The sequence below is a fragment of the Lachnoclostridium sp. An169 genome, from assembly GCF_002160525.1.
In the GTDB taxonomy this organism is placed as follows: Bacteria; Bacillota; Clostridia; order Lachnospirales; family Lachnospiraceae; genus Mediterraneibacter; species Mediterraneibacter cottocaccae.
Window position 1 is genome coordinate 120,544 of sequence record NZ_NFKT01000005.1, and the last position, 24,657, is coordinate 145,200.

At 51.9% G+C, this 24,657-nt stretch carries 22 protein-coding genes; 6 read left to right on the forward strand and 16 right to left on the reverse strand.

From position 1 onward, the window contains the following. The first annotated feature begins 151 nt into the window (after positions 1-151). The 3 genes from B5F07_RS05700 (at position 152) to pepT (ending at position 4,076) form a co-directional block, all read left to right on the forward strand. Positions 152-1,384: a 6-phosphofructokinase gene (locus tag B5F07_RS05700; RefSeq protein WP_087160305.1), complete on the forward strand. Its 1,233-nt coding sequence runs from the start codon at positions 152-154 to the stop codon at positions 1,382-1,384. Between the two features lie 132 nt (positions 1,385-1,516). Next, entirely contained in the window at positions 1,517-2,797 is a 1,281-nt protein-coding gene (locus tag B5F07_RS05705; RefSeq protein ID WP_087160306.1) for a dihydroorotase, read from the forward strand. A gap of 16 nt (positions 2,798-2,813) precedes the next feature. Further along, positions 2,814-4,076, forward strand: coding sequence for a peptidase T (gene pepT, locus B5F07_RS05710; RefSeq protein ID WP_087160307.1), 1,263 nt, complete (start codon positions 2,814-2,816; stop codon positions 4,074-4,076). Here pepT and clpX read toward each other — a convergent pair. The 9 genes from clpX to B5F07_RS05755 form a co-directional block, all read right to left on the reverse strand. Next, positions 4,024-5,511, reverse strand: coding sequence for an ATP-dependent Clp protease ATP-binding subunit ClpX (clpX, locus tag B5F07_RS05715; protein ID WP_087160308.1), 1,488 nt, complete (start codon positions 5,509-5,511; stop codon positions 4,024-4,026). The genes pepT and clpX overlap by 53 nt on opposite strands. Positions 5,512-5,658: 147 nt before the next feature. After that, positions 5,659-6,339 carry a P-II family nitrogen regulator gene (locus B5F07_RS05720; protein WP_087160309.1) on the reverse strand — a complete coding sequence of 227 codons (681 nt, stop codon included), beginning with the start codon at positions 6,337-6,339 and terminating at the stop codon, positions 5,659-5,661. 12 nt (positions 6,340-6,351) lie between these two features. Further along, a complete protein-coding gene (locus B5F07_RS05725) occupies positions 6,352-7,899 on the reverse strand; it encodes a DUF1538 domain-containing protein (RefSeq protein ID WP_087160310.1) in 1,548 nt (515 codons plus the stop codon). Between the two features lie 23 nt (positions 7,900-7,922). Next, a complete protein-coding gene (gene ligA, locus B5F07_RS05730; RefSeq protein ID WP_087160311.1) occupies positions 7,923-9,881 on the reverse strand; it encodes an NAD-dependent DNA ligase LigA in 1,959 nt (652 codons plus the stop codon). Continuing rightward, positions 9,878-10,648 carry a pseudouridine synthase gene (locus B5F07_RS05735; protein WP_087160312.1) on the reverse strand — a complete coding sequence of 257 codons (771 nt, stop codon included), beginning with the start codon at positions 10,646-10,648 and terminating at the stop codon, positions 9,878-9,880. The genes ligA and B5F07_RS05735 overlap by 4 nt, the downstream gene beginning before the upstream one ends. Continuing rightward, positions 10,629-11,798, reverse strand: a complete 1,170-nt coding sequence (locus B5F07_RS05740; protein ID WP_087160313.1) for a DHHW family protein — start codon at positions 11,796-11,798, stop codon at positions 10,629-10,631. The genes B5F07_RS05735 and B5F07_RS05740 overlap by 20 nt, the downstream gene beginning before the upstream one ends. An 8-nt stretch (positions 11,799-11,806) precedes the next feature. Continuing rightward, positions 11,807-13,213: an MBOAT family O-acyltransferase gene (locus tag B5F07_RS05745; protein WP_087160314.1), complete on the reverse strand. Its 1,407-nt coding sequence runs from the start codon at positions 13,211-13,213 to the stop codon at positions 11,807-11,809. Between the two features lie 27 nt (positions 13,214-13,240). Further along, the gene (locus tag B5F07_RS05750) at positions 13,241-13,726 is read right to left on the reverse strand and encodes a DUF4358 domain-containing protein (protein ID WP_087160315.1); all 486 of its coding nucleotides are present in this window, start codon (positions 13,724-13,726) and stop codon (positions 13,241-13,243) included. Further along, the gene (locus tag B5F07_RS05755) at positions 13,723-14,478 is read right to left on the reverse strand and encodes an SGNH/GDSL hydrolase family protein (RefSeq protein WP_087160316.1); all 756 of its coding nucleotides are present in this window, start codon (positions 14,476-14,478) and stop codon (positions 13,723-13,725) included. The genes B5F07_RS05750 and B5F07_RS05755 overlap by 4 nt, the downstream gene beginning before the upstream one ends. Before the next feature lie 213 nt (positions 14,479-14,691). On the opposite strand from B5F07_RS05755, the gene B5F07_RS05760 reads away from it, so the two are divergent. Next, the gene (locus tag B5F07_RS05760) at positions 14,692-15,177 is read left to right on the forward strand and encodes a DUF5721 family protein (protein WP_087160317.1); all 486 of its coding nucleotides are present in this window, start codon (positions 14,692-14,694) and stop codon (positions 15,175-15,177) included. Between the two features lie 340 nt (positions 15,178-15,517). Here B5F07_RS05760 and htpG read toward each other — a convergent pair whose 3' ends face one another. Further along, the gene (htpG, locus tag B5F07_RS05765; protein ID WP_087160318.1) at positions 15,518-17,620 is read right to left on the reverse strand and encodes a molecular chaperone HtpG; all 2,103 of its coding nucleotides are present in this window, start codon (positions 17,618-17,620) and stop codon (positions 15,518-15,520) included. Positions 17,621-17,921: 301 nt separating this feature from the next. On the opposite strand from htpG, the gene B5F07_RS05770 reads away from it, so the two are divergent. Continuing rightward, a complete protein-coding gene (locus B5F07_RS05770) occupies positions 17,922-18,470 on the forward strand; it encodes a GNAT family N-acetyltransferase (RefSeq protein WP_330397736.1) in 549 nt (182 codons plus the stop codon). Between the two features lie 290 nt (positions 18,471-18,760). Here B5F07_RS05770 and B5F07_RS05775 read toward each other — a convergent pair whose 3' ends face one another. The 4 genes from B5F07_RS05775 to B5F07_RS05790 are packed head-to-tail and all read right to left on the reverse strand — an operon-like array spanning position 18,761 to position 21,198. After that, positions 18,761-19,183, reverse strand: a complete 423-nt coding sequence (locus B5F07_RS05775; RefSeq protein ID WP_087160319.1) for a bacteriohemerythrin — start codon at positions 19,181-19,183, stop codon at positions 18,761-18,763. Positions 19,184-19,195: 12 nt separating this feature from the next. Further along, positions 19,196-20,032, reverse strand: coding sequence for an NAD(+) diphosphatase (nudC, locus tag B5F07_RS05780; protein ID WP_087160320.1), 837 nt, complete (start codon positions 20,030-20,032; stop codon positions 19,196-19,198). Positions 20,033-20,072: 40 nt separating this feature from the next. Then, positions 20,073-20,579: a signal peptidase II gene (locus B5F07_RS05785; RefSeq protein WP_087160321.1), complete on the reverse strand. Its 507-nt coding sequence runs from the start codon at positions 20,577-20,579 to the stop codon at positions 20,073-20,075. A gap of 55 nt (positions 20,580-20,634) precedes the next feature. Beyond that, on the reverse strand, positions 20,635-21,198 hold the full coding sequence (locus B5F07_RS05790) for a zinc ribbon domain-containing protein (protein WP_087160366.1): 564 nt from the start codon (positions 21,196-21,198) through the stop codon (positions 20,635-20,637). Positions 21,199-21,448: 250 nt separating this feature from the next. Between B5F07_RS05790 and B5F07_RS05795 the strand changes: the two genes are divergently transcribed. After that, on the forward strand, positions 21,449-23,152 hold the full coding sequence (locus B5F07_RS05795; protein WP_087160322.1) for a S8 family peptidase: 1,704 nt from the start codon (positions 21,449-21,451) through the stop codon (positions 23,150-23,152). A 35-nt stretch (positions 23,153-23,187) separates the two neighbouring features. Here the strand turns inward: B5F07_RS05795 and B5F07_RS05800 are convergent, their stop codons facing one another. Together B5F07_RS05800 and B5F07_RS05805 are read right to left on the reverse strand one after the other, a co-directional pair. Next, positions 23,188-24,114, reverse strand: a complete 927-nt coding sequence (locus B5F07_RS05800) for a DMT family transporter (RefSeq protein WP_087160323.1) — start codon at positions 24,112-24,114, stop codon at positions 23,188-23,190. Positions 24,115-24,116: 2 nt separating this feature from the next. After that, complete coding sequence (locus tag B5F07_RS05805; protein WP_087160367.1) at positions 24,117-24,635, reverse strand: peptidylprolyl isomerase; 519 nt, start codon at positions 24,633-24,635, stop codon at positions 24,117-24,119. Positions 24,636-24,657: the final 22 nt, after the last annotated feature.

The window sequence follows — 24,657 nt, forward strand, 5'->3', positions numbered from 1 at the left end:
GTTTCTGTTTTTCATTCATTTTTCGTTATTTTGCACACTATTTTTATTTTATCATTTACAAATTAGTGATTATGCACTAAACTTGTAGTATAGTGGTTTTCGAGAGAACGTGTTTCGAAGACCGGATTTTTGCAAAACGGAGGTATCAGACATGAAAGGAAATGTAATCGTCGGACAGTCAGGCGGCCCAACCGCTGCAATCAATTCCAGTCTCGCAGGTGTATACCGCACTGCAAAAGACAGGGGAGCTGTGAAAGTATACGGTATGCTGCACGGTATTCAGGGCCTTCTGCAGGAGCGCTACATCGATCTGTCCGAGTATATCACGAACGAACTTGACGCCGAACTGTTAAAGAGAACCCCCGCCGCTTTCCTCGGCTCCTGCCGTTTCAAGCTGCCGGAGATCCACCAGGACAGGGAAGTATACGAGAAGATCTTCGGAATCCTTGACAAGCTGAACATCGAGGCATTTATCTACATCGGCGGCAACGATTCCATGGATACAATCAAGAAGCTTTCCGACTATGCCATCGTCACCGGACATCCCACCCGCTTCATCGGCTGCCCGAAGACCATCGACAACGACCTGGCGCTCACGGACCACACTCCGGGATACGGAAGCGCGGCAAAATATATCGGCACTTCCGTAAAAGAGATCATCCGGGACAGCTTCTGTCTGGAGTATGAGAAAGGACTTGTCTCCATCGTGGAGATCATGGGCAGAAATGCCGGATGGCTCACCGGCGCGGCGGCTCTGGCCAAAGGCGAGGACTGCGCCGGGCCGGATCTGATCTATCTGCCGGAACTGCCTTTTGACATCGAATCTTTCGGCGCAAAGGTGCGTGAACTGCTGCAGAAAAAGCCCTCGGTCGTAGTGGCAGTCTCCGAGGGAATCCGTCTGGAAGACGGGCGTTACGTGTGTGAACTGGGACAGAGCATCGACTTTGTGGATGCGTTCGGGCACAAGCAGCTCTCCGGAACCGCCAATTATCTGGCAAGCTATATAGCAGGGGAGATCGGGTGCAAGACCCGTGCCATCGAGCTCAGTTCCCTGCAGCGCTCTGCTTCCCACTGTGCTTCCCGTGTGGATATTCTCGAGGCATACCAGGTGGGAGGCGCCGCTGTAAAAGCAGCAGATGAAGGAGACTCCGGAAAGATGGTTGTCCTGAAGCGCCTCTCCGACGACCCGTATCAGAGCGGCACGGAAGTCAAAGACGTCCACAAGATTGCCAACGATGAGAAACTGGTTCCCCGCGAGTGGGTCAACGAGGACGGCTCCTATGTAACCGACGAGTTTGTCAGCTACGTGCGTCCGCTGATCCAGGGAGACGTGTCTCCGGTCATGGTGGACGGTATTCCGCGCCACCTGTACCGCCAGATCTGAATCCGGATTTTTCTGCCGGGAAGGCAGCTGCATCCACGCGGCAGCCCTCCCGGCATTTCTGCGTGTTCTTCCCGTAGACGCAAAGGCAGGAAACGTGTTATACTGGGAACACATTTTACAGGAGGTTGCACTATGATTATAAAGAATGGTTTTATCACAGATCCGGCGTCCGGGACCTCCCGCTGCGCCGACATTCTCATTCGGGACGGCATCATCCGGGAAATCGCGGAGAACATCTCTGCCGCGCCGGACGAAACGGTCATTGAGGCCGGAGGGCTTACCATTGCTCCCGGTCTGATCGACACCCACGTTCATTTCCGGGATCCGGGCTTCACCTACAAGGAGACCCTGCACACCGGAGCGCTTGCAGCCGCAAGAGGCGGTTTTACCACGGTTGTGTGCATGGCGAACACCTCCCCTGTCGTGGATTCCGTGCCGGTTCTGCAGGACATTCTCACCCGCGCCGGAAGTGAAAAGATCCGCATCTGCCAGGCGGGAAGCGTGTCAAAAGGGCTGAAAGGGGAAGAGCTGACAGACATGGAGGCCATGAAGGCGGCGGGAGCCTGCGGCTTTACCGACGACGGAATTCCCCTGCGCAGCGCTGCATTTCTCTATCACGCCATGGAGGAGGCTGCCCGGCTTCACGTCCCCATCAGCCTCCACGAGGAGGATCCTTCCTTTATAAAAAATAACGGAATCAATCACGGTCCCGTATCGGAAAAGCTCGGCATATACGGTTCCCCGGCCATTGCCGAGGAATCCCTTGTGGCAAGGGACTGCCTGCTCGCCCTGCACTCCGGGGCGGATGTGGTCATTCAGCATATCAGCTCCGCCCGCTCCGTAGAACTTGTCCGGATCTTCAAAGAGATGGGGGCAAAACTTCACGCTGAGGCAACGCCCCACCACTTTACACTCACCGAGGACGCCGTGCTCGAATACGGCACCCTGGCGAAGATGAATCCGCCGCTTCGGACAGAAGCCGACCGGCAGGCTGTTATCCGCGGGCTTGCAGACGGAACCATCGACATCATCGCCACAGACCACGCGCCCCACAGCGCGGAGGAGAAAGGGCGTTCCATCACCGCCGCCCCTAGCGGCATCATCGGACTGGAGACTTCCCTGGCTCTGGGCATCACCTTCCTGGTGCGCCCCGGCCACCTGACCATGCAGGAACTTCTGAAAAAAATGACGGTCAATCCTGCCCGGCTCTACGGTCTTCCCTTTGGCGAGATCGCAGAAGGCAGGAGTGCAGACCTTGTAATCTTTGACCCGGAAGAGAAATGGACGCCCACGGAATATCTCTCCCTCTCCTCCAACTCCCCCTTTACCGGATGGGAGCTGTACGGGAAAGTGAAGATGACCATCTGCGGCGGAAAAACGGCATATACAGACCATTCATTCTCACAGATATAAGAAAGGAGCCTTCACAATGGATTGTACTCAAAGACTGCTGAAATATGTTGTCATCCGCACTCCCAGCGATGAAGAAAGCACTTCCGTCCCCTCCAGCGCCTGCCAGTTTGAACTGGCATGGCAGCTCCACAGGGAACTGTTCACCATGGGAATCACGGATGTCAAAGTAGACACCGACTGTTATCTGTACGCACACATACCGCCCACTCCCGGATATGAGCAGTGCCCGAAGATCGGATTCATCGCCCATCTGGATACGGTATCCGACTTCTGTGACCACCGCATTACACCTGTAATCCACGAGGACTACAACGGCAGGGAACTCCCCCTCGGGGACAGCGGACGGGTTCTGTCTCCGGAAATGTTCCCACACCTGAAGGACCTTGCAGGGAGGACACTGATTACCGGTGACGGCACAACCATTCTCGGAGCGGACGACAAAGCCGGAGTCGCGGAGATCATGACCATGGCAGAACGGATCCTCGAAGAAGAGATCCCCCACGGTCCTGTCTCCATTGCCTTTACTCCGGATGAGGAGATCGGCATGGGCGCGTCCCATTTTAATCTGGAGGCATTCGGCGCAGATTTCGCCTACACGGTGGACGGAGACACAGAAGGTGAGATCCAGTATGAAAATTTCAACGCCTGCAAGGCGGAATTTGTCATCCGCGGTGTCAACGTACACCCCGGCTCAGCCAAAGACATTATGGTAAATGCCGCTCTTGTCGCATCCGAGATCAACTCCATGCTCCCTGCCGGCGAGACGCCGCGGGATACGGAGGGCTATGAGGGATTCTATCACCTGACAGATATGCACGGTGACGTGGCAGAAGCTGTAATCCGCTATATCATCCGCGATCACAGTGCGGAACATTTCGCAGAAAGAAAAGAAGTGCTTCGCAGAATCGAAAAAGAACTCAATAAAAAGTACGGCCGGGGAACAGTATCCCTGACCCTCACGGACCAGTACCTCAATATGTCCGAGATCATCTCCGGCTGTATGCATCTGATCCATAACGCAGAAGAGGCATGCCGCCGCTGTGGCGTCACACCTCTGATTCTCCCCATCCGCGGTGGCACGGACGGGGCTCAGTTAAGTTTCAAAGGGCTCCCCTGTCCGAATCTCGGGACAGGCGGTCACGGATATCACGGCCCCTATGAGCATATCACTTCCGAAGGAATGGAGGCCGCCTGCAGCGTACTCCTGGAACTGGTAAAGCTCTATGCTAATGGCTGCCCGCGCCCAACCGCGGAACTTCCTGACCCCGCAGCTCAATAATCGGGCCGCCGGTACCCTCGATATACTCCCGGGTAATAGTCACTGCGCCGATGCTGTCATCCTTGGGGATCTCATACATGATATCCAGCATGAACTCCTCGATGATGGCGCGCAGCGCGCGGGCGCCGGTATCTTTCTCCATGGCTTTCTCCGCGATGGCTTCCAGTGCCCCGTCGTCAAATTCCAGTTTCACCTCATCCAGAGCCAGAAGCTTCTGGTACTGTTTGAGAATCGCATTCTTCGGCTCCTTGAGGATCTTCACAAGCATATCCTTGTCCAGTCCCTTCAGAGTGAAGATGATGGGCAGACGTCCCAGGAACTCCGGAATCATTCCGAATTTTCTCAGATCTTCCACCGTCACTTTCGAGAGGATATCCTTGTCATGCTCATACTTGTCCTTCAGTTCCGCATTAAATCCCATGGAAGTTTTCTTCGACAGGCGCTCCCGGATAATCTCTTCCAGATCCGGAAATGCGCCGCCGCAGATAAAGAGAATATTTTTTGTGTTCACCGTTGTCAGCGGCACCATGGCATTCTTGCTGTTGGCGCCCACCGGCACCTCCACCTCGCTTCCCTCCAGAAGCTTGAGCATTCCCTGCTGCACAGACTCGCCGCTGACATCTCTCTGGTTGGAATTGCGCTTTTTGGCAATCTTGTCGATCTCGTCAATAAAGATAATGCCCTGTTCCGCCTTCTCCACATCGTTGTCCGCCGCGGCAAGTAGCTTGGATACCACGCTCTCGATATCATCGCCTATGTATCCGGCCTCGGTAAGAGAGGTTGCATCCGTAATCGCAAGGGGCACGTCCAGCAGACGGGCAAGTGTTTTCACAAGGTAGGTCTTTCCGCTTCCCGTAGGTCCGATCATCAGCATGTTTGACTTCTCGATCTCAATGTCGTCCATGGTATCTGTCGCCACCCGTTTATAGTGGTTGTAAACCGCCACAGACATGGCTTTCTTGGCATACTCCTGCCCTACCACATACTCGTCCAGCCTCGCCTTGATCTTGTGGGGAGCCGGAATGTTCCGGATGTCAAGCTGATGGAACTCCTTCGGCTTCTCCTTCTTTTTCTTGATCTTCTGCTGCCTGGGCTGCATATTCTCAAGGTCGGACATATTCAGGAACTGCACGCCCGGTATGTTCATCAGCCGGTTCAGATCCACCGAACCGTTTGTCATGGCGTCAAAGCTCCTCTGCATACAGTCCGGGCACACCGTAATATTGTTCGGCAGGTCGATCATCCTGCCTGTCACGCTCTCCGGGCGGTGGCAGATAAAACAGATCTTCTCATAGCCGTCTTCCTTTTCCCCGGATCTGTTCTGACCGGAGGAGACAACTTCTTTTCCGCCGTCTTTTTTCTCCGAACCTTCCTGATCCTTCCCGCCGTCCTGTGCGTCGCTCTCATCCAGTATTATAAAATCATTCTCTGACATAAGTATTTCCCTTCTTTACAATGCATTTTACCTCATTATAGTACAGCCGGGCAGGTTATACAAATGAACTTTTTCTAAACCCTGTTTTCCTGTACCGCATTTTCTGCAGCCGCGCGCCCGAAAGGTACGGCGGCTGCATGTGCTCCCCTACTGTACTTCCCTGAGACGGAGTCCGGCGGTATCGGAAACCGGCACGGAGAATACGACCGCCCGGGCACGGCTTTGGATACCGGCATGGTCCATGATGGATTTCATAATGCCTCTCTTGTCCTCGCTTCTGGAGACGATAAAGATCATCTCCTTCTCATCTGCAATGGACACACCCAGGAACCGCTCTGCTTTTTCCAGTCCCGTCCCCTTCGCGTGGATCACAGTTCCGCCGCCTGCGCCGCTCATCCTCGCCGCCTCCATTACATCCTCACTGTATCCGTGGTTTGCGATTACGATAATCAGCTCGTATTTTGTCTCTTTCATGACACTCTCCTCTTCTTTTTCATACTTCTGGCCGTCCATCATAAACTGCAGGGTCTTCTTTCCGCCCACACCGGAAAGGGGCATGACAAAGGCGATACCTGTTCCCGGCACATCGATCTGAATCTGGTCCTCAAGCTCTCTTTTGGCTGTCTTCCACGTCTCTTCTGACGCGACAGCCATCATCACGATTTTCTCTGTCGCCTCAAGCCCGAAATAGTCCAGTGTCTCACTGGTTGCCGTCCCTCTGCCGAGCGTGCAGAGCAGAGCCTCCAGGCCGTTCTCCTCATAGAGGCCCTGAAGTCTCTTTCCGAGAGTTCTCTTTGCTATTGTCATCATCAAATATATACCACTCATACTCTTACCTCATCAAAGTTCAATGATATCGTCATCCGGAAGCTGTGCAAACGAAGATGTCTCTCCAACCGCCTCCATTTTTCCGAGTTTTTTCGTGCGGATCTGATAGACCAGACCCAGCACCTGAATCGTGATCAGCGGCGTCATGGCTACCATTGCCACCACTCCGAACGCATCCGTTACAATATTCCCGCCTACGCTCACGCACGCCCCCATCGCAAAGGGGAGGAGGAAAGTCGCCGTCATCGGTCCCGACGCCACTCCGCCCGAGTCAAACGCAATCGCCGTGAAAATCTTCGGCACAAAGAAGGAAAGGATCAGAGCCACAGCATATCCGGGAATGATAAACCAGAAGATCGAAATTCCTGTGAGGACACGGGTCATGGCAAGTCCAAGCGACACTGCCACACCGATGGAAAGGCTCAGGCTCATGGCCTTTGCCGTAATGGCGCCGGAAGTAATATCCTCCACCTGTTTTGTAAGTACAAACACTGCCGGCTCTGCCAGCACGATGAAATATCCGATTACCATTCCGATCGGAATGATCACCCATCTGTAAGGATTTGCGGCGATCACCTGTCCCAGATAATTTCCTGCCGGCATGAATCCCACATTCACGCCTGTGAGGAACAGCACCAGCCCTATATAAGTATAAACCATACCGATCGCGATACGGATCAGCGTTCTTTTCTGCACTCTCCGGAAAACGCACTGGAAAGCGACAAAGAAAACAACAATCGGCAAAAGGGAAACTGCCATCTCTTTCATATATTCCGGGAACCCCTCTCCAAACAATTTCCACAGTTCCACGGAATCCGTGATCTCCGGGAGCGCATCGGGAACGTACTCCGTATTCTCCGGATGATAGATGAGCCCTAGCACAAGAACCGAGAGGATCGGCCCGATGGAACAGAGCGCCACAAGACCGAAGCTGTCATCCTCCGCACGCTCATCGCTTCGGATCGCGGAAATACCGATACCGAACGCCATGATAAAGGGCACGGTCATGGGTCCCGTCGTCACTCCGCCCGAGTCGAATGCCACTGCCAGGAAATCCCCCGGCACAAAGAACGCCAGTGCAAACACAATAATATACAGCCCGATCAGCATATGCGCCAGTGTAATATTAAAAAGCATTCGCAAAAGCGCAGCTACGAGAAAAAGCCCTACTCCAAACGCCACCGACAGAACGAGAACCATATTCGGCACAGACGGAACCTGTTCCGCCAGCACCTGCAGATCCGGTTCGGATATGGTCACGATGAACCCGAGAATAAAGCTCAGGAAGATCATCAGCCACAGCTTTCTCGTCTGTGTCATACAGGTTCCCACATTCTCACCGATGGGCGTCATCGAAAGGTCCACGCCCAGAGTGAAGAACATCATCCCCACCACCAGCAGCACAGCCCCGAGCAGAAAAGCCAGAAGGATTCCCGGCTCGACCGGAGCGATGGTAAAGCACAGAACCAGCACGATCGCAATGATCGGGAGTACGGCTTTTAAAGTTTCATTGAGTTTCTCCTGCAGTTTTTCCAACAATTTTGTTCGTTTAAAATTCACACTTTCCCTGCCTTTCGTCTACTTCAATTTTCCAGCATCTCTATAAATTCTTCTTCCGAAATAATGGGGACCCCCAGCTCCCTTGCCTTTCTGTTTTTGGAAGAAGTGGAATTGACATCATTGTTGATCAGATAATTCGTCTTTGACGTCACACTTCCCGTAACTTTTCCCCCTCGTTTTTCGATTTCTTCCTTCACCTCCCCGCGGTTCGCAAAATGTTCCACGCTTCCCGTGATCACAAAATTAATTCCCGCAAATTTCTGTATATCTTCACTGCCTTCCTCCTGTTCGATGTGAACCTCTTTCAGAAGGCGCTCAAATATATCCCTGTGTTCTTTATCCTGAAAATACTCTGCAAACGTTCCCGCAATCACATCCCCGACTCCGGAAATGGCACTCAGCTCCTCCGCTGTCGCATTCATGACGCGCTGCGGGTCATTTCCCAGAGCCCGGCAGATCATCCTTGCATTGGCGCTGCCGATATTCGGAATACCAAGGCTGTACACAAGCCGTGGGAGCGTCGTCTCCCTGGCGTTTTCTATGCTGTTTTTCAGATTTTCGTAGGACTTTTCCCCGAATCCCTCCATTGCCCGGATCTCATCCGCATAGCGGTCCAGGTGGAAAATATCGGTAAAATCCTTCACAAACCCGTTCATAATAAATTTTTCGAGAGTCGCCTCGGAGAGCCCCTCAATATTCATGGCGTCCCTGCTTGCAAAGAGAGCGAACGCTTTTACATGTTTTGCCTGGCATTTCGGGTTCGTGCAGTACAGCGTCTTTGTCTCATTCTCCATGGAGATCCTGGTTGCGCCGCCGCACACCGGACAGACCCGGGGAATATCCTTCACACCGCTGCGCGTCAGATTCTCCGCGATCTGCGGGATGATCATATTCGCCTTGTATACCTGGATTCTGTCTCCCACGCCGAGTTCCAGTTCTTCCATAATACTGATGTTATGAACACTGGCGCGGCTCACCGTGGTCCCCTCCAGTTCCACCGGCTCAAAGATAGCAACCGGGTTGATCAGCCCTGTCCGCGACGGGCTCCACTCGATTTCAAGAAGAGTCGTCTCCCGGATTTCATCCGCCCACTTAAAAGCAAAGGAGTCCCGGGGAAATTTTGCCGTACTGCCAAGAGACTGACCGTATGCAATATCATCGTAGACAAGGACAAGCCCGTCGGACGGGATCTCATTTTTCTCGATGTGGGCGGCAAACCACGCCACCTCGTCCTCCACCGTCTCCCTGGTCACAGGATGGTTCTCCACCACGTCAAATCCCTGCTCCTTCAGCCACTGCATCTGGTACATCCGGGAGTTGTGGAAATCCACACCGTCCGCCCGCACCAGGGTAAATGCATAGAAACGGACATTTCTTCTGGCCGTAATCTCGCTGTTGAGCTGACGCACAGACCCGCTGCACAGATTTCTGGGGTTCTTGTATTTTGCATCTACATCCTCGATCTCGTCATTGATCTTTTCAAAATCTTTGTAGGAGATGACCGCCTCACCGCGGAGCACAAGTTCTCCGTCATAGGGAATGTGCAGGGGGATATTCCGGAACACCCGGGCATTGCCGGTGATCACTTCCCCCACCTCGCCGTTGCCCCGGGTGACAGCTTTCTCCAACTCTCCGCCCCGGTAGGTCAGCACGATCGTAAGGCCGTCCAGTTTCCATGAGATCATGGCCTTCTGGTCCCCGAGGAATTCCTTGAGCCGCTCCACATCCTTGGTCTTGTCCAGCGAGAGCATTGGTCTCTCGTGCCGCTCTTTAGGCAGCTCGCTGACCACCTCATATCCCACGTTGACCGTGGGGCTGGAGGCAAGGGTCGTACCCAGCTCGCTCTCCAAAGACTGGAGCTCATCGTACAGCCTGTCGTATTCATAATTGCTCATGATCTCTTTATTTTCCTGCTCATAGGAACGGCGCGCCCGGTTCAGGAGCTCCACCAGTTCCCTCATGCGCTTCATCTTTTCTTTCATAATCTCCTCCTGCTCTCCGGGTTATTGGACGAGTCTCTCAGCATCTCGTAAAGGCTGTCAAGCTCCTGGTCCGTCAGCTTCCTGTACTGTCCTTCTTTCAGATCTCCAAGGCAGATGTTCATCACCCTCACCCGGACCAGATCCCTCACCTCATATTCCAGCGCCTCGCACATTCTCCGGATCTGCCGGTTGAGTCCCTGGGTCAGAATAATGGAAAACGTATATTTTCCCAACTGTTCCACCCGGCACGGCCGTGTCACGGTATCGAGAATCGGCACTCCCTCTGCCATCGCCTTTAAAAACTCCGGCGTAATCTCTTTATCCACCCGGACTTTATATTCCTTTTCATGACAGTTTGCCGCCCGCATCATCTTATTGATGATATCCCCGTTGTTGGTCATAAGAAGAAGCCCCCGGGAATCCTTATCCAGACGGCCGGCATAGGTCACCCGCACGGGATAATTCAGGAAACGCACAATACTGTCCCTCTCACGGCGGTCCTCTGTACACACGATTCCCCGCGGCTTATTGACTGCCAGGACGATCATCTCATCCTGTCTGGACACTACTTTGCTGCCGACCCGGACAACCTGCCCGGGCTCAATTTTCATCCCTGTCTGCGCGCGCACCCCGTCCACTGTTACCCGTCCGCTTTCAATAAGGCGGTCAGCTTCTCTTCTGGAGCATACCCCCGCCTCGCTCAAATACTTATTCAGCCTTACCGGCTCTTTTTTCTGTAAAAATTCTTCACTGATCCGATTGCCCACCTGTAAATACTCCACTGATATTATTGTCTGTAAAAAATGAATTGCCGCTGTATAAAAACAGCACGTCCGTGATCCGGTAAGTATCCATAATATCCTGGATCGTCCCGCTGTAGTACACCGGATCCACCACTACGATCTCCCGGAAATACGGAGTTAAAAAGGGAATAAAGCAGTTGGCGAAAGAATCTTTCACCACCAGAAGCCTTCCCGTTCCTGTGGAAACGGTTCTGATATCCGTCAGCGCCCGGTCCCCGCCAAGGAACACATCGTACTGGTCTCTCGTACCCAGAGCTGCCGAATCATACAGAGACGTGGTTCTCTGTGCCTCGTCCACGTAAGTCACCACCACATCGTCATCCACCAAAGTGGGAACATAAATGTCAATTTCTTCAGAGTCCCCGAGCTCTGCTCCGCATTGCGCGGCGAGATCGCCGTTGAAGCTGCCGGAAACCGCATAGGAAGCGAACTGTTCAGCCACCGAATCCGTGATTCCCAGCGCCTGCGCTGATTCCTGAAAAGCATAGAACGCTCCCAGCGTCGTCCAGCGGTCATCCGTCTTATAGTATATCTTTTCGTTTTTATACTTATTCAGAATGGATACCGTATCAATCCACGTGACAGAATCTCCCATCTGTCTTTGCACCATCCCGAACAGCTGCGTCTGATCCTCCACCGACGCGAAAGCCGGCAGGCTGTCGCTCAAAATGCAGGCTGCGTCAGGCACAAGCATCATTGTTACCCGGATGTCCTGACCGGACTGCGCAAAACTCCGGATCGCCTCCAGATTTGCCGCAAGATTTGCGGAATCCGGCACCTGGATATCCTCCAGAAGCTGACCGTTTTTTCCCAGATAGACTCCGTTTTCCAGTCGGTTTCCTCCGATTTTCCCGAGGGACACACGGAGACTCCTGAGCAGATCCCGCCCGGCGAACTGATCTTTCAGATAGGTTTCAACACCTTCCGCAAAATCTCCGGTCAGCAGGCTCTCCACACTAAACGCCGGGAATGAGGCGAGATTCCTGTCCTCCTTTCCCGACTTCTCCCGGTCCGGTACAATCAGGTTGATCACCAGCACCACGACCAGACAGAGTATGAAAACAATACCTGTCACACCTTCTGTTTTTCCTCTTTTTTTCTTTCTGTTATCCATATTCCCACCTAAAACCTGAATAGAAACGGGTTATATGTATCCGTCACAAGAAACGCCGCCGAGACAAGAAAAATCCCAATGTAAAGCGTCACTGTCACAGCAGTCCTGACACGGAGGTTCCCTGAAATTCCCATAATCTGTCCGGCAAACGCCTTTGCAAGAGGGGTGGCCGCAGCTGCCGCCGCCAGATACAGAAGCCAGTGGGTGAGCAGAAGGAATCCTCCCTCCCCGTCCACGAAGCCTGCACCCGCGCCGATCATCGCCGTTAGATACCGCAGAGAGTACCCCAGACTCGGGCTGAAGAAGAACACCCAGCCCACAAGCGTCAGCACGATAAAGTAAATCCGTCTGACCGGTCCCGGCAGATGGTCCAGAGACTCGCCCCACACATATTTTTCCATCACCAGGATGATTCCGCAGTACACGCCCCATACGATAAAGTTCCAGGATGCGCCGTGCCACATGCCGGTCAGTATCCACACAACCATCATGTTGAATATATTCCGTGAAACCGTCCCCCGGTTTCCTCCCATAGGGAGATAGACATACTCCCGAAACCATGTGACCAGCGATATGTTCCATCTGCGCCAGAATTCGGTAATACTCCGGGAGATATAGGGATGCTCGAAATTCTTCCGGAACTCAAAGCCAAACATTCTCGCCAGTCCCCGGGCCATATCCGACCATCCGCTGAATTCAAAATAAATCTGCAGGGCAAAGGAAAAACATCCGATCCATGCCGTCAGCGCGGAAATACTGCCTGTCGGCATGGCAGCCACCTGCTCGAAAACCTTTCCCAGGGAGTTGGCAAGAATCGCCTTCTTTGCCAGTCCCGTAATAAAAAGCATGGCGCCCTGTCCGGCTTTTCTCGCGGTAACGCTCCGCTTCTCCAGCTGGCGTTCCATATCCGAATACCGGACCACCGGTCCGGCAAGTATCTGCGGAAACATCGCCGCATAAAGAGCGAAGTTCACAGGATTCTTCTGCACCTGCGCTTTTCCCCGGTACACATCAACCAGATAGGAAATCTCCTGAAGCGTAAAGATGGAGAGCCCCAACGGGACAGACAGTTCCCGGTAAGGGATCTCCTCCGGAAGGAGCAGGTTGATCTGTGAAATCAGGAAACCATAATACTTGAAAAACGCCAGGATCGCCACGTTCGCCGCCACGCCGAAAGCCACGGCAAGGCGCGCACGCCGGGGATCCTCAAGCTTTGCGCCGATATCCCTCCCGGCGAAATAATTCAGAAGCACCGACAGCACCAGTAGGACAACATAAACAGGCTCCCCCCACGCGTAAAAAAGGATGCTGGCGGCAAGCATGACACCGTTCTTCGCCCTGTCCGGCGCGATATAATAAACAATCACTGCAACAGGCAGAAATAAAAATAAAAAGCTGATACTGTTAAATAACATCCCCGTCTTCCTCTCCAGGTATTGTTTTTACAGGCTTTCATCGAACGCCGTCCTGTACCGGGCTGCGTCCGCCGAGACTGCAAAGAAAATATACTTTCCCCGCACACTCTGCACCGCATGTTCAAGAAGTTCTGTCTGTTCCGGCAGATAATCCCCGTACTCGCCGGTTCTCTGCAGGATCCGGGCTTTTACTGCCTCCAGTACCCGGTCGATCTGATCTGTGCTGTTCACCCGTATGACAAGCACCTCTTCAGCCGACAGGGCAGAGGATGCCGAATAGTACATCACTCCGGAATAATCTCTGCTGTTCAGCCCGAAACTGCGCTTCAACGCCTGCCCGTCCCTCTCCACCATGTCCGAAGCCTCCAGCACCGGACTCATATCCGCCTTCACATCCTCGAAGGCTCTGGTGCTTCCTCCGGCAAAAATCAGAAGGAATACGATATAGGCCGCCGCGAGCAGCGCCAGTATATATTTCAGAATCTGTGCGATTCCCGGTCTGCCGTCTCTCATAATGCAGCCACCTCCGCCATTCTCTGTACCCAGACCGGATAGAACTCTGCCCGGAAATGAATCCCGTCATCCTCATAATGTTCCGCCTGGACAATGGATGTGTTGTCAATATAACCGACCTGCAGCCTGCCGCAGAGTTCCTCCAGGGCTGCATTAAACGCCGCGATATTCTCATACTGCGGCTGCTCCGCAAGTGCCTGCTCCTGCACCGGGAAAATGGAATTTACAAATATGTGGGCATTGGGCACAGCCTCCCTGACCTTTCCGATCAGCGTCTCATATTCCGATGCGAACGTCTCCGCATCCTCCCCGCTCCTGGTCACATCATTAAGGCCATATGTCAGAAAGATCATCTGCGGCTTGAGTGCCTCCACCCGCTCCACTTCCCCGTCCGTATCCGACAGGATCACACTGTTGTCCGCAATCACGCTTGCCTGTCCGAGCACATTGTAGGCCTCCAGGCCCGCGGCAATCGAATCTCCCATCACCACGGAGGTGGAGAACATCTCCTTTATGTTCCTGTTCCCGTCCGCCTCCCCCGACTGGCTCTCGAGCTGGGTGATTTTTGCCTCAACAGAAGAGATGTCCGTCTCCTCCGCTGCCCGGATATACGCCAGTCCCTCAGCGGTATCCACCTGGGGGGAGGCCAGATGCCGCACCCCCTGTATGATCAGAAAGAGCACGAAAATAACTGCCGCTGCCCCGACACAGATCATCAATATTCTTATCTTTTTCTTCTGTTTATTTTTCATAAAAAAATTCCTGCGTACTTATGCGGCGATAGCTTTCCTGCAACTGCGCCACTGACTTTCTTTGAAACAATAGATTGACTGACTTCAGAAATACGGCTGTAAGCCCAAGGGAGCCGTACTTATTTATATACTATTTAATAATACTTTTTTTGCACGTAAAAGTCAATGTGTGTTATGATACTGTTATCAGTCTACTTTGGAGGTTGCTTCCGGATGATTTCACTTAATTTAACCAATGTCAAAGATTTTATGTCCCATCTTCTGCTCTCGGAGACGTTCGACAATTTTTACTTTATCGAGGGCGAAATTGTAACGTTCAATACCTTCACAATCGACGGGTACATACAGAAAGATTTTTTTGATTCAGACGCGGAACTGACCGAGTATTCTTACTGGAAAAACCTGCGGGAATACTGCTTTTCCCTGATCCGGGGAAAGCGCACCCCCTTAAGCTTCCGCCTCGTGTTCAGTCTCTCCCGGGAGAACATGGAGCGCACTGTCAGAAAGTCCACCCCCTCCCTCAACCCGGATGACGTGCAGGGTCTCTATCTCAACATCCGCTATGACGGGAGCCACCTTGCCTGTGTGACAGGCACATCATTTAAAACATTCAGCCTGGATAAATCCCTGGAACACGCATGGGATGATATGGTGAAGAAATTCCTGAAACAGAAAAAGATTGAATTCGAAGAAGAGTAGCGGGAAAAATCCATCTTTCGCGTATAGACTAACGTCCGTCTGCGGGAGGGGTGTCATGACGCAGGACCGTTCCGCTCTACCTCAAAGATTTGAATGGATGTAACGAAAAAAGCAAATGTACGTGCAATGGCACTTCATTTGCTTTTTTCTAACATCCAGAACAAATGCTTTTCGGAACGCTCTCACTTGAAGTCCTGCTTACATGACACCCCTCCCGCAGACTCATGTTATCAATACCGGAAAGAAACTGAATTTTCCCGAAAAGACCGTCTCAGGGGAAAATAGTGTATTTGACGGACAGATGTTTATCTATCCGTCAAAGATGGATTTTCTTCCATGTTTATTTTGTAAGGAGCATCATGATCTCATTGCTTCTCTGCACGAATGCCGTCATCTCTTCCGGGCTTAACGGTTTATGTGCAAGCATGGCCAGATCATAGAGCTGTTTACAGATGATGGAAACATTCTTGCTGCGCTTGTGTTCCACAAGGAACTTCACGAGCGGATGGTTTGCATTCAGGACAAGCGTCGCCTGGCTTCCGAACATGGACGGATCCATGCCTGACATGCCGTACATCTTCATCATCTCTTCCATACGTCTGCTCTGTTCGGACAGGACAGCCATGGAAGCCACTTTATCGTCTTTGAGTTTCTCTACTTTGACATCCAGTTTGTCGTTGTTCAGCTCTTTGCGGAAGATCTCCACCAGACTGTCAGACATCTTCTGGAAGTCTTCTTTTTCGCTTTCTGCCACTTCATCTTTCAGAGAATCATGGACATCGGCATCGATTCTCAGGAACTCGATATCCTGGTGTTTCTGCTCCAGATAGGTAACAAATGCGGAGTCAATGTTGTGGGTAAGGATGATGGCATCCTGTCCCTGAGCCTTGAACATATTGATGTACTGGCTCTGCTGAACCTCATCTGTCACATAGTAAATTCTCGTCTTCTCCGGCTCTTTGTTCTCTTCTTCAGATTTTTCCGCATTCTCTGCAGCGTCCTCTGTCTTTTCCTCTGACTCGGAAGCCTCCGGCTCAGAAGCATTCTGCTCAGCATTCTCGCTGCCTGCTTCTGCCTTTTCTTCCTCTTTTGCCGGCTTGCTCTCGTTGATGACCTCCTCGAGTGTCAGATACTTGTGATCCAGATTCTTGTAGATCATGGAATCTTTCATCTTCTCGCCGAATTTCTCATCCTTCAGGCAGCCGAACTTGATAAACGGGCTGATGTCATCCCAGTATTTCTCATAGTTCTCACGGTCTGTCTTGAACATTCCGGTCAGCTTGTCCGCGACCTTCTTTGAAATGTAGTCTGCCACCTTATTTACAAATCCGTCATTCTGCAGAGCACTTCTGGAAACGTTCAGCGGCAGGTCCGGACAGTCGATCACTCCCTTGAGCACCATCAGGAACTCCGGAATAACCTCCTTGATATTATCCGCGATAAATACCTGATTGTTGTACAGCTTGATCTTACCTTCGATAGAATCATACTCCATATTGATCTTCGGGAAGTACAGGATGCCTTTCAGGTTAAACGGATAATCCATGTTCAGATGGATCCAGAACAGCGGCTCCTTGTAATCCATAAACACCTTACGGTAGAAGGCAATATAATCGTCCTTCGTACACTCGCTCGGATTCTTCGTCCAAAGCGGATGTGTATCGCTCAGTGAAACCGGACGTTTTACGATCTTCACACGTTTCTTCGGCTCGCCCTCTTCGCCTTCTTTTTTCTCTTCCTCAATATGCTCTACCACCTGATCCGTATCAAGCAGTTCATCCTCGTCAATCGTCTCGTACTCCGGCTCTGCATTCGCCTTTGACAGGAAGATCTCCACCGGCATGAAGGAGCAGTACTTCTCGATAACCTCTCTTGCACGGTATTCATTGGCGAACTCAAGGCTGTCCTCATTCAGATACAGGGTGATCTCAGAACCCACGGTCGTCTTGTTTCCATCCTGCATCTCGTACTCTGTGCCGCCCTGGCTTGCCCAGTGTACCGGCGTTGCCCCTTCCTTATAGGAAAGCGTATCGATCTGCACCTCGTCTGCCACCATGAACGCAGAATAGAATCCCAGACCGAAATGTCCGATCATATCATCTTCCGTCGTCTTGTCTTTATATTTCTCAAGGAACTGTGTCGCACCGGAAAAAGCGATCTGAGTAATGTACTCTTCCACCTCATCCGCCGTCATTCCAAGACCGTTATCGATAAACTTCATCGTCTTCTCCTCGGGGTTGACGATAACCTCGATCTTCGGCTTATATCCTTCCGGAAGCTCGTACTCTCCCATCATATCCAGTTTCTTCAGCTTTGTGATGGCGTCACAGCCGTTCGATATCATCTCACGTACAAAAATATCATGATCAGAATATACCCATTTCTTTATAATCGGAAATATATTCTCACTGTCAATGGATAAGTTACCTTTCTTTACTTCCATTTTTCAACACTCCTCATATAAATATTCATCTTCTTTCCTGCTCCTTCTGCTGTCCGCACATTTTCCGCAGGATTCAGGTGCCTGTGCCAGCTTTCGCCGACAGCTTTTTTCATCCAGTGAATATTCTAGTACATGAAATTTTAAAAGTCAATAGATTTTTAGCACTCTTTCAAAGCGAGTGCTAATAACTTTGTTAAAACAATAAATTTTTTATAAAATCCGCAGCAATGTATCCCTCTTTTCATCGGTTTAGCGCGGTGATATAATAAACAGGAAAACAAACAGGAAAGGATGCGACATAATGGCTATGACAGAAAACACAGCAAACAAGACAAATACAGCAGAGACCACCGGCTTCAGAGCCGAAATGGCAGACACTGACGAAAAACTCCGGGACATTGCCGCTCTGGCGGAAATCATCTGGAATGAACACTTTACCCCGATTATCGGGAAAAAACAGGTCGATTACATGGTAGACAAATTTCAGTCCTTCCACGCCCTGAAAGAGCAGATATCAGAAGGCTATGAGTATTATAAAATCTTTGACGGAGAAGAATTCTGCGGTTATACCGGCATCCATCCCGGTGAGGACGGCCGCCTCTTCTTAAGCAAGCTCTACATAAAAAAAGAAGCCCGGGGACGCCATCTGGCGACCAGAGCTTTTGAATTTCTGAAAAACATCTGTCTGGAGCGCGGATATTCCGCAATCTGGCTCACCTGCAACAAGTATAACGACGGCAGCCTGGCAGTCTACAACCATCTCGGTTTCCGTACCATCGACACCCAGGAAGCCGACATCGGCGGCGGCTTCATCATGGACGACTACATCATGGAATATAAAATCAGGTAAAAAGACTGGCTTTGCCCGATAAACAGCTGGCTGGAAAAAGAATAAATCGACGAAGGGAGGTCCTGAGCTGTGACGACAGGATATTGCTCACTGCTCAGGGCTGCGCTCCGCTTGCATTCGCTGTTCGCAACACCTGTCATCACAGCTCAGGTTTCCGAACGGCACTTTTCTTTTTCCAGCCAACTGTTCTAATATCAGCAAATACACCTTTTCCCCCGGAAAAAACCAGTCTCTTTCCGGTGTATAGGCAACGTTAGTCTATACCCGAAAGACAGATTTTTTCCGTCTTTCTACAGTCTTTCGCTGCTTTCGTTCATGAATTTGTATTCTGCCACGGAGCGGTCGAATCCCTTGATATGGCGGTAGAGCCACTCGATCACGTTTTTGTTTACCTGCTCTACGAATGCGTCTGAGGGTCCTTCTTCCTCTTCCAGCATATTATAGAGATCTTTTACCACCTGGCGCAGTTTGTCATGTTCTTTTTTATGTTCATTGATTCCGGGATAGTTTATGGATTCCTGGAGTTTTTCCTCCTCGCCGAAGTGGAATTCTGTATAATCGGCAAGATAATCCAGCGTCTTTACTGCCACCAGTTTATCCTTGCTTGTCTCGCAGCTGTCAAGAAGTTTATTGATCTTGTCAATCAGCTCCCTGTGCTGTCCGTCAATCATCTCATTGCCTGTTACCAGGCTGTCATCAAATTCTGCTCTCATATGTGTAACCTCCTATACTTCACCATGCTTAAAATGCTGTATCATTTCATTTGTCAGGCTTTCCCCGGACATCTGATCCGGGATCTCCTCTCTTTCAAACCATTCGGCAAGCGCCAGTTCTTCTCTGTCCAGAGTGATTTTGTCCTCTCCGTCCAGATCGCAGTAAAAGCCCATCAGCAGTGTATCGCTGAAAGACCATGGCTGGCTCTTGTAGTACCGGATATTCTTCACTTTGAGTCCTACTTCTTCCATCACTTCCCGGGCTACTGTCTCTTCCACAGTCTCCCCGATCTCTGTGAATCCGGCGAGAAGTGCATATTTCTTGTATGCCCTTCCTGCATATTTTGACATCAGGATCCGGTTTCCGTCTGTCACTCCGATAATAACGGCAGGACAGATCTTCGGGAACTCCATATTGCGGCATTCCGGACAGAAGAGCATTCTCTCCTTCTCATCTCTCTGCATCATATGCCCGCACCGCCCGCAGAACTTGTGACTCCTGTACCAGTTCCAGAGCTGGTATCCGGTAATTCCCGCAAAGGACCGGTACTGCGGCTTCGCCTCCCGGAAAATTTCTGTGTTCTCCATCGTGAAACCGGAGTGAGGTTCCCGGCTGATCTCCCGAACAAGATAATATCTGCTGTCATCAATCGAGAAAAGATAGATGCTGTCTTCATAGATCTCTTCATTCAGTCTCTCCAGATCGCGGAATCTCGGAAATTCAATTCCCTCCGAAGTCCTTCTGAGAAGCGCCGTATGTTCTTCGTAATAAAGCGCGTAACACTCTGCATCCGGCGCCGAATTTCTGTACTGATTATTATACCGGTGCGGCCAAATATCCTGAATCATTGTGTCTGCTCCTGTCTTCTGTATATTTTATATGCTGTGCTTATTTTTCTGTCTGGTGCACCTTTCCGGCTGTCCTCTGCTTTTTTCTGCCCGGGAACAAAGATGCCAGTAAAAAAAGGAGTCCCCCGCCCGCTATAAAGAAATCGCCCAGATTGTATGTGACTGCCGAAACTTTCTCGTTCCCGCACTTTATACCGATGTAATCCACCACGTAACCTCTGGCACAGCGGTCGAATGTATTGCTCCAGGCGCCGGCTGCCGCCAGGGAAATCGCCTTGTTCTTCAGGAAACTTCCCCCGCGGAACCGGTAAAAGATCTGGATCAGGGACAGTACCGAAGCTGCTCCCAGGGACAGAGCCCTTACCACCTCGGGATGGCTGTCCAGAAGATTCAGGCACATTCCTTTGTTGTGAACCCGGCGCATTACTATATGATCTGTCAGCTTCCGTTCTTTTCCTTTGTCTATGTTCTGTTCTGCATAGCGTTTTAATACCTGGTCGGCAGAAAAGAGAACCGCGCTGCCGCCCAGGAACCATCCTTTTTTCATGCAAGCCTCCTGCTGCCTGTTTTTGCTTTCTGCCGGTCTGCTAAAACTTCGCGGATTACTCCGACTTCATTTTCTCCGCGGCGTCTTTTGCTTTCTCCGCTACTTTATCCGCCACATCTCCGGCTTTGTCCGCCGCCTTTTCCGCGGCTTCTCCAACCTTCTCTGCTACGGTCTCCGCCACATCGGCAGCCGTCTCTTTCACCACTTCGGCGTAGTCCGTCTCCGCTTCCGCCTCTTCTGTCTCTTCATAGACAGAATGATCGATCTTCTCTCCGCAGTACGGACAGAAGGTCATCTCCTTCGCCACCATTCTGCCGCAGTTGGCGCACTCGGAAGCCCCTTTGATCCTGGCGATCTTCTTCTCGCAGCTTTCTATACCCACCTCGCGGTCTTTGATCGCATCGCAGAGTCCGAGGGCAGCGTCCTCCACCGGCTCGCCCGCTTTATAGCGGTCATAAATCATCTTTCCGAGTTCCATGAGATCTACTGCATTTCCCCTTGCCATGCTGCGGATCTGACTTCTGAGTTTCTGAATCTCCAGCGCGTCGCCTGCCTTGCTTGTCACTGTTTCCGCCGTCTCACCCAGACGTTTTCCAAGGTCTTCAAAAAAGTCTTTCATCTTTTCAATCTCCCTTCTTCCCATGCTTTTTCCGCACGGGCAACGATGCCAAACCCGGGATTTCCCCGTATTTCTGACTTAAGTACATTATACCCTAATCTCCGGCAACTTCAACAAAATCCCCGGGAATTTATACTTTTTTTACATCATGCCGGTTTTCCTCATCCGCAGGAGTCCCCGCCTTCCCGCGGCATACCCGCCTCTGTTTCTTCATATACTTTCTGTAAAAAACGCCAAGGATTAAGTAAAAATGGATCTTGAAACATGCCGTGAACATATTTTATCGGAGGACTGCAGGGATTTTATCGCCAATCATGTGCGCACTCCTTTTTTTGACAGCATCACCCGCGGGGATTACTGCCGCCAGGAGGCCGGTTTTGACTTCCGCTGCGTCTACCTTCCCAGAGAGAGCGCCGATCCTGTCACGCTCTCGAAATTCTCCTACAACTCTGTACCCAAGTGCTATTCCCCCATCAGCATGGAGACGCTGAACCGGACAGGAATTCTTCCCATGCAGAACTATCCCACGCTTCAGCTCAAAGGCAGCGGAGTGCTCATCGGTTTTCTCGACAGCGGGATAGATTACACCAGTGAGATTTTCCGCAATCTTGATGGAAGCACGCGGATCGCGGCGATCTGGGACCAGACGGTGCAGAGCGGACAGCCGCCGGAAGGCTTTGCATACGGCACGGAGTTTACCCGGGAAGAAATCGACGCCGCCCTTTCTCTGGACGATCCTCTGACCGCCGTTCCCTCTATCGATGAAACAGGGCACGGCACATACACAGCCAGTCTGGCCGCAGGCAGCGCTAATCCTGCCGAACAGTTCCTCGGCGCCGCGCCGGAAGCCACCCTGGCTGTCGTCAAGCTGAAACCGGCGAAGAAATACCTGAGGGATTTCTACTTCATTCCCCAGAATGCTGTGTGCTACCAGGAGACAGATCTGATGCTGGGGCTCCGCTATTTAAACGATCTGGCTGACCGTCTGGGACTCCCCTTTGTGCTCTGCGTCTCAGTCGGGTCCAACATGGGCGGACACATCGCCACCCTCCCCTTTCCCCTGCTTCTGGAAGGATACAGTACAAAAGCGAATCATATCACCGTTATCGGCGCAGGCAATGAAGCCGATCAGCGTCATCACTATTATAATGAAATTCAAAATACAGATGACACAAAGACTGTGGAACTGCGGGTCGGCGAAAATGTAAGCGGCTTCTCCCTTGAACTTTGGACCGAGATTCCCAATATCTTCTCCATCTCCATCATATCTCCCTCCGGGGAGAACACCTCGCGGATTCCCTTCCGGGTCGGCGCGGAAGCAGAGATTGATTTTCTCTTCGAGCGCACCAGGGTTTCCGTGGATTACCGGCTACTGGTGGAGCGCACCTCCTCGGAACTGATTCTGTTCCGCTTCGACGCTCCTGCCCCCGGTATCTGGAGAATTGTGGTCGAGCCCCTGACTGTCATCGACGGACGTTTCCACATGTGGCTTCCTCAGAGCGCATTTCTCTCCGGTGAAGTCTATTTTCTGGAATCAAATCCGTATTATACTCTCACCAATCCGTCAAGTGCTTCCACTCCCATCACGGTGGCCTACTATGACGGCGGTTCGGACGGTATCGCCCAGAGTTCCGGACGCGGATATACCCGCACAGAGCGGATCAAACCGGACATTGCCGCCCCGGGCATCCAGATCACCGGAGCCCTTCCGGGAGGGCGGTTTGCCGCCCGCTCTGGCTCCTGCGCCGCCGCCGCCATCACAGCCGGGGCCGCCGCCCTGATGCTGGAATGGCTGATCTACCACGAAAATGTTCCCGGCATTGATTCCTTTCAGTTAAAAAGCCTTCTGATCCTGGGAGCCGTGCGCCCCCGGATCATGGAATATCCCAACCGGGAATGGGGATACGGGCAGCTCAACCTGTACAACACCTTTGAAGTGATGCGCCAGCTGTAAGCCCCGTCACCCGTGCCAGAGGCAGTTCACGGCACTCACGCCGGCTGTCCCTTCCGCTTCTCCGGACGGTTTACGATAATAATACCGATGCTCACCAGGAGCAGCGCGGCAAGGTTCTTAAGCGACAGCACTTCCTCCCCGAGGATCAGCCCGGAAAGCGCGACGCCGAATACAGGAATTGTAAACGTATAGATCGCCACATTTCCTACAGGATTGTATTTCATCAGAATCGTCCATATACTGAACGCAGCCGTGGACAGGAGAGCCATGTAGATCAGCAGAAGGATGCTCTTCACCGTAAATCCCTCCACATGGCCGCCGAGCGCCAGGCCGATCACGATAAGCAGTGCCCCTCCCATCAGCGTCTGATAGGCGGTGATCGTCATGGGACTCTCTTCATCGGAAATCAGCTTTAAGAACACCATGCTGATTCCGTATACAACGGTACACAGAAGGATCATTCCCTCCCCCTGGAGCGTAAAGCCTTCCCCCCACGCTCCGGGCGAGAGGTTGACAGCAATCACGCCGGCAAAGCCGAAAATACAGCCGATCCCCTTCTGCCACGTCATTTTCTCGGACCGGATCATAAAGTGTGCGGCGATGATCGCCACAAATCCCTGGGAGGCGTTGATAATCGAACTCTTTGCCCCTGTGGCATACGCCAGCCCGATGTAAAAACAGACATACTGGATCGTAGTCTGCAGCAGCCCCTGACGGAAAATGTGCCATACTGAGGAGCGCTTCATCGTAAGGAAACGCCGTTCCACAATACAGCCAATGGCAAATGTAAATAATCCGGACAGGAAAAACCGGTACCCTGCGAACAAAATCTGGCTTCCCGTCCCTTCGATATCCAGCCATGCATACCCGAGCTTGATGCACGGAAAAGCGCTCCCCCAGAGTGCACAGCACAGCAGGGAAAGCGCGCATACAATGGCCGGCTTCTGTATCTTTAAGGCCATGTCTAAACGGTCTCCGGCTCGCCGTAGTCCTCGCCGAACGTCTCCACAGTAACCTTCCTCATCACCTGCGGGGAAAGCGGGCGGTCGCTGTAATCTGTAGCTGTCTCTGCAATTTTATTTACCACATCCATACCTTCGATGATCTTTCCGAATGCTGCATAGGCTCCGTCCAGGTGGGGTGCCTTTTCATGCATGATAAAGAACTGGCTTCCTGCGGAATCCGGATGCATGGCGCGCGCCATGGAAAGCACGCCCGGATCGTGTGCCAGATCGTTTGCGAAACCGTTCTGCGCAAACTCGCCTTTGATCGAATATCCCGGACCGCCCATGCCGGTTCCGTCCGGACATCCGCCCTGGATCATGAACCCGCGGATCACGCGGTGGAAGATCAGGCCGTCATAAAACCCTTTGCTGACCAGGGAGATAAAATTCTTTACTGTATTCGGCGCGATCTCCGGATAGAGTTCCGCCTTCATGATGTCTCCGTTTTCCATCTCAAATGTAACAACTGGATTTGCCATAATCATAATCCTCTTCTTTCCT